The following is a 5,378-nucleotide window of genomic DNA, read 5'->3' on the forward strand; positions in this document are numbered from 1 at the left end:
GAGAGTATATTTGATAATTTTGAAGTTAAACTAGTGGAATATCTTCAAGAAGAATTTAGTAAAATTTCTGATAAACAATTAGCAATTAAATTAGAAGACGCTGTTGAGGATATTACTAGCTTAAAAATGGGACAAGATCCAGACTACCGTTTTAGTCTGACTCCTCATGTCTATTTTATGAAATATTTTTTAGAAAATGTCTATTGTCTCTATTTAGCCTGGTTTTTAATTTACCAAGATGGGTTGTTACCAACTAAATTGAATATTCTTGATATCGCTGCTGGACCGGGAACAACAGCTTATGGTTTGGCTTTATTTCTCCAAAGTTGTAGCAGCTTTTTTGATATTCCCCAAATGCACATATCTTACTATTCTTTAGAAAAACAAGCCGCTTTCCAGTATCGAGGACTTCAATTTTGGCGTAAATATATCGAGTCGCAACTAAATCCTCTAAATAATTACTTTCGTTTTGTTAGTTCTGACATCTTTTTATGGGATGCAAAATCTAGGAATATTCCCAAAAACTTTTTTGATTTTATCGTTATTTCTCATTGTTTTTTCGCAGATAATACCAAAAGAATTCAAGCTAATGATATATATAAAGAAATATTTTCTGAAAGCTTAAATAATCAGGGGTATGTACTCTTAATTATCCAAGACAAGAAGCTATTCAAGGCTTACAATATTTATCAAGTTGAAGATAAAGAACAGGAAAAAAATATAGTATATAAGTTTGTAGAAGAACTTGGATTAGAATTAGTTTGGTATAAATATATAAATGCAACGGGTTTAAGAAAACCTTTAGCTATTTCTGAGTTTGCCAAATTTGCTCAAGATGAATTACCTAAGCAACTATATATGACTCGGTTACTTAAAAAGTATTTCAGTCAAAAGTATGAATCACACTATGTATTAGATGATTATGTCATCTTAGCCAAGAAATAGAGAATTATTTTTACTCAACAAAGCCGAGATGAAAACAGATGTAAGTAGGTGAACACAATAAAACCAAACTGTGTAAAGAAACGTAAAATCGCCCAAACCCTCTTCACTCTTGCCTCTTGCCTTTTGCCTTGCCATAACGACAATTTTCAACGCCAACCTACTTATCTACAATTACTAAAAGTATTGATGAATCAAATTTTTGATCAGACATTATAAGAAATCCGATTCATTTAATTTTTTCGATATTCTTCCACTTACAACCTAAAATTCTTGCCAAACTTGCTTTTTACGTTTCGTTTAGAAATCAACCGACATCAAAAAACCTCTATAATCGCCAGTAAATAGAGGTTTGTAAGCTAAACGGCTCATTTTTATATTTGGTTTGGGTGTATTTTATGACATCATAAAAAGTTGACCAGCTAGGAGGTATACTCACTGATGCTTGCTGGAGTGGTGACAGTTTAGCTATTAATTAATTGAGGTTGTTAACTAGCTTCTCGCTAGGAGCTACTGCTGTTTTGGGAATTTCAATAACTGGGTTATTTAAAGCCACCATTAAGGGCGAATCTGCGGCTGTTGGTGTTAATTCTGTTGGTTGTGTTGTGGCTATTTCTAGCATTCTGGAATTACTTGGCAATAAACCAGATATTGTTCCCAAAATACAAGCCACTGCGGCTGCACTACCTAACATCCAGTTCAAGCGATAACGGCGATTAACACGGACTAAAACTTGGTTAATCGTTGCTTCTGATGACTGAGAGTTGGCGGGAACAGGGATGTTATGCAAGCCTTTTCTAAGATTTAATAGTCTCTTGTATAGGCATTTAATTGAGGCATCAGTTAATAGCCACTCTTCAACTTGCCTGCGTTCAGTAGCTGTAACTTCGCCATCCAGGTAAGCACTTAATAACTCGAAACAATCGCGCTTCTCCATATTTATAGTACCCGTTGATTCATTTTTGCTTCTCAATGGCAGAAAATATATATTTTCGTTGACAGTCCTTAATATTTCTTAAAATCTGCCATAGAATTGAGGAAAGATGGTGTAGATTATGTATCTAGATAGCTTTGTAACTGAGTTTGTAATCTTGATCTGGCTCTAGCTATTCTAGATTTCACCGTTCCCAGGGAAACTCCGGTAATTTCGGCAATTTCTTCATAGGCCATGCCTTCAATTTCTCTTAAAACAATTGTAGTCCGAAAAACTTCTGGTAAGTCGGCGATCGCTTCTCGCAACTGTTCATAAAATTCTCTAGTAGTTAGTTGCTCATCTGGACTTGGGGTATCACCGGCAATTTCCCAATCCATTTCCCCATCATCTAAGGTGCGGGGAGCATCTAATGATAAGGGACTAGTGACCCGTTTGCGTTTACGTAATTCATCATAGAACAAATTTGTGGCAATGCGGCTTAACCACCCCCGGAACTTGGCAGGTTCTTGTAGTCGGTTAATATTCCTATAGACACGAATCCAAACTTCCTGGGCTAAATCGGCTCTATCAGACCAATCGGGGGCTAAATGATATAAAACTCGATCAACTTGAGTCTGGTAGCGACGTAACAGTTCTGAAAAGGCAGCACGTTCTGGACGCAATCCGACTTGACAGCGCAAAATAAGATCGTTGTTTGAGAGTTTGTCAACTTGCACCGATGCTATTGGATAGGTGGCATCCACTGTTGACCAGGATACACTAATGGATTGACTCATGGATCAGATTGGCGTTAAATCACTCCCTTCCATTAGACTAGATTGTAGATCAAAAGTTCCTCGGTAAGGTGACGGATTTATAATCGGAACACGGAAATATATATAGAAAGGAGTTTTCAGCATTTTATTCCATCGTCAAGTAAGTGTCAGTAACCCAGCCCTAAAGGGACTGGGCTTGCAAGAGTAATCAAGCAAGCCGTACTGACCAGACCACCCTGAGCGTAGTCGAAGGGTAGCCGTTATTTGAGTCACGACACCCACCGAATGCGTTGCCAGTTCCCTGCTCTGTCGCTTGTGATTAAACAGTTCTAAGGTAACAGGAACAGTGTTGCAAGCTTAAGCAAGCTCTTATAACAGTTCGTTCGCGCAGCGTGCCGTAGGCATCGGCTAACATTACCCCAGAAATGGGAGTTGGTTTCCAGATTCCAATCAAAAATCTGGTTTCAATTTTAATATCCACAGCGGTTAAAACCGCTCGTGTCGTTTCCCTCTCAGGTCTAAAGACGCGCTCGTTTCCCACTTACCGGGTATTCTTATGAATAGGCGATGGCAATGGCAAGAAATGAATCTGTAGCGAGTATGGTCATGTTTCTCTGTTTTGGTACAGCAATTTTATCTCTGGCTGTCCATTGGCACAATATGAGAACAACAGGACAATTAAATCAGTCTATATCCACAGAGATTTATCCACAGGGTTCATCAGTGGAAATTGGCAACAGTGCAATTGCGGCTTCTGTGCCTAACTCTCCCCAAAAAGCTGCTGTTTGGAGAACACAAAGGTCAAATCAGGATCAAGTTACAGATCCGGTCAAGAGTTCTCAGGGATCAATACCAGTATCAAATACAACTCAAGTAGTGGTAGATTTGAGCGATCGCCGTGTCTATGTTTCTCAATATAATGAAATAATAGCTAGTTATCCCATTGCTATCGGTAAAAAAGGTTGGGAAACACCAACAGGCAACTTTAAAATCATCCACAAGGAACACGACCCCATTTGGCGACATCCCATTACAAATGCTGTTTTCGAGGGCGGTTCTGACAGTCCTTTAGGGGATAGATGGATTGGTTTTTGGTCTGATGGTCGGAATCAACTCGGCTTTCATGGCACACCAAATGTTGATTTATTAGGGGCGGCTGTTTCCCACGGTTGTCTAAGAATGCGTAATTCTGATGTCAGAATGTTGTATAGCCAAGTAAGTATAGGTACACAAGTATTAGTACGTGAATAAAAATATGAAAGCAGTAAGAATTCAGGAATAAAAGTCTTTTACTGTATGCCCAACTCCTGCCTCCATTGTCGGTGTTATACTTGAGAAGGTAATAAGTAATTGGACAAAAATATTTACAGTCATTGCAAGGGAAGGGAAGCAATCACAACCCTTGGAATTGCTTCATTTCACTTCGTTCCATATGGCTAACGCCACGCAACGCTTACGCAATGACATTGTGTAATTAATTCTGTCTCACTACTTAACTTGGGTTTTTACATCCATATATTACCTTGAAGCAAAAGCTCAATTTATTCCCTTGCGGAGTATAAGTGACCATCTTCAAGAGCTTTTTCTACTATTTTTTCAATACTCTCATTTTTACAGACTCGGCTGATTAAACACCTCTAAAATTTGCCGACAAACCTGTTTCAGTTTTTCCCGAACTTCAGCAGAGGGTGTGGAGTCACCGACAAAACTCCAGGTTTCAATAGTGGAAAGTCGCCAAACTTCCCCACTGTGATCAAATCCAGCGGCTTCGACACCAATGGCGCGACGGTGATTATTAATCGGATCTTGATAAAATCGGATTTGAATCAAAATACTCCGACAGCGCCAAGATTTGCTAATGCCAGGAAAGTGAAAACCAATGTCTATAGAATCTGGATCTACTAGTTCTCTGGTTTCTGGGTCATTGTGCCAGGGTTTAAGATCGGATTTGACATCAGGAAATTCATATTTAAATAAATTTACTACCGTAGCAATTTTGCTGGCAAATTCTAGGTTTGTGGCTTGTTCGGCTGCGTTCACTCAATAATACTCCTCTATGCGGTTGGTCTGCGGGGAAGATCAAGACAGAAAAACCTGAGTTAATTGTAACGGTTCATTACATAGCGATCTAAAATAACACTGTTAATCTGTAAACAAACAAAAAATTAATTTCCATTTATGGTGCGTCAACGTTCTATTTTTTCACTGATTTTTGTACTATTAGCCACATTTTTGATTAGTTGTGGTAGTCCTACTGTTGCTACTGTACCACCATCTTATACGGCGGCGGAAGTTGCGAAAATTCAGGAATATGTTCCCGGAATTCAGATGGTGCGCGATCGCTCTTCCGAACTCCAAAACCTGATTAAAGCAGGTGAATGGGTGAAAGTGGGTAATTTTATTCACGGACCGATGACAGAAGCTAGATTAAATATGACTTATATCATTCCCAACCTAGCCAAGCAAAACCAAGCTAAAGCTCGACAAATTAGCAAAGATTTGTTGAATGACCTAGTAAGAATTGATCAAGCTGCCGCTGCGGGTAATACTAGCCTAGCTGCGAGTAAATACCAAGAAGTGTTTGCGGATATTGACAAATTCTTAGAACTAGTTCCCGAAAAGAGTAGCTAAAAGAGGAGTCAGGAGTCAGGAGTCACCGAGTCAGGAGTCAGGAGTTCAGAAGAAAGAAATTGAAGAATAGAGAATGAAATTTCTCCCCTGCCCCCTGCCCCCCTGTCTCTTATACA

The 5,378-nt window shown here is 39.0% G+C and carries 6 protein-coding genes; 3 read left to right on the forward strand and 3 right to left on the reverse strand.

Annotated elements, in window-relative coordinates; all coding sequences use genetic code 11:
- The coding region (locus IQ228_RS20230) for a photosystem II assembly protein (RefSeq protein WP_193964160.1) at positions 1-945 on the forward strand (945 nt) is incomplete at its 5' end.
- Between the two features lie 472 nt (positions 946-1,417).
- On the opposite strand, the gene IQ228_RS20235 is transcribed toward IQ228_RS20230, so the two are convergent.
- Positions 1,418-1,879, reverse strand: coding sequence for an anti-sigma factor (locus IQ228_RS20235; protein WP_039202305.1), 462 nt, complete (start codon positions 1,877-1,879; stop codon positions 1,418-1,420).
- Between the two features lie 116 nt (positions 1,880-1,995).
- Positions 1,996-2,652, reverse strand: coding sequence for a sigma-70 family RNA polymerase sigma factor (locus tag IQ228_RS20240; protein ID WP_039202303.1), 657 nt, complete (start codon positions 2,650-2,652; stop codon positions 1,996-1,998).
- A gap of 546 nt (positions 2,653-3,198) precedes the next feature.
- On the opposite strand from IQ228_RS20240, the gene IQ228_RS20245 reads away from it, so the two are divergent.
- Positions 3,199-3,882, forward strand: coding sequence for a L,D-transpeptidase (locus IQ228_RS20245; RefSeq protein WP_027403136.1), 684 nt, complete (start codon positions 3,199-3,201; stop codon positions 3,880-3,882).
- A gap of 360 nt (positions 3,883-4,242) precedes the next feature.
- Here IQ228_RS20245 and IQ228_RS20250 read toward each other — a convergent pair whose 3' ends face one another.
- A complete protein-coding gene (locus IQ228_RS20250) occupies positions 4,243-4,671 on the reverse strand; it encodes a hypothetical protein (RefSeq protein ID WP_027403137.1) in 429 nt (142 codons plus the stop codon).
- Between the two features lie 138 nt (positions 4,672-4,809).
- Between IQ228_RS20250 and psbQ the strand changes: the two genes are divergently transcribed.
- Positions 4,810-5,262 carry a photosystem II protein PsbQ gene (psbQ, locus tag IQ228_RS20255; protein ID WP_039202300.1) on the forward strand — a complete coding sequence of 151 codons (453 nt, stop codon included), beginning with the start codon at positions 4,810-4,812 and terminating at the stop codon, positions 5,260-5,262.
- Positions 5,263-5,378 lie beyond the last annotated feature (116 nt).

This window comes from Dolichospermum sp. LEGE 00246 (assembly GCF_015207865.1).
In the GTDB taxonomy this organism is placed as follows: domain Bacteria; phylum Cyanobacteriota; class Cyanobacteriia; order Cyanobacteriales; family Nostocaceae; genus Dolichospermum; species Dolichospermum heterosporum.

Bases quoted from the DNA above. Each gene is read 5' to 3' on its own strand.
- psbQ (WP_039202300.1), top strand. From the start codon at position 4,810: ATGGTGCGTCAACGTTCTATTTTTTCACTGATTTTTGTACTATTAGCC.
- IQ228_RS20240 (WP_039202303.1), bottom strand. From the start codon at position 2,652: ATGAGTCAATCCATTAGTGTATCCTGGTCAACAGTGGATGCCACCTAT.
- IQ228_RS20245 (WP_027403136.1), top strand. From the start codon at position 3,199: ATGGCAATGGCAAGAAATGAATCTGTAGCGAGTATGGTCATGTTTCTC.
- IQ228_RS20235 (WP_039202305.1), bottom strand. From the start codon at position 1,879: ATGGAGAAGCGCGATTGTTTCGAGTTATTAAGTGCTTACCTGGATGGC.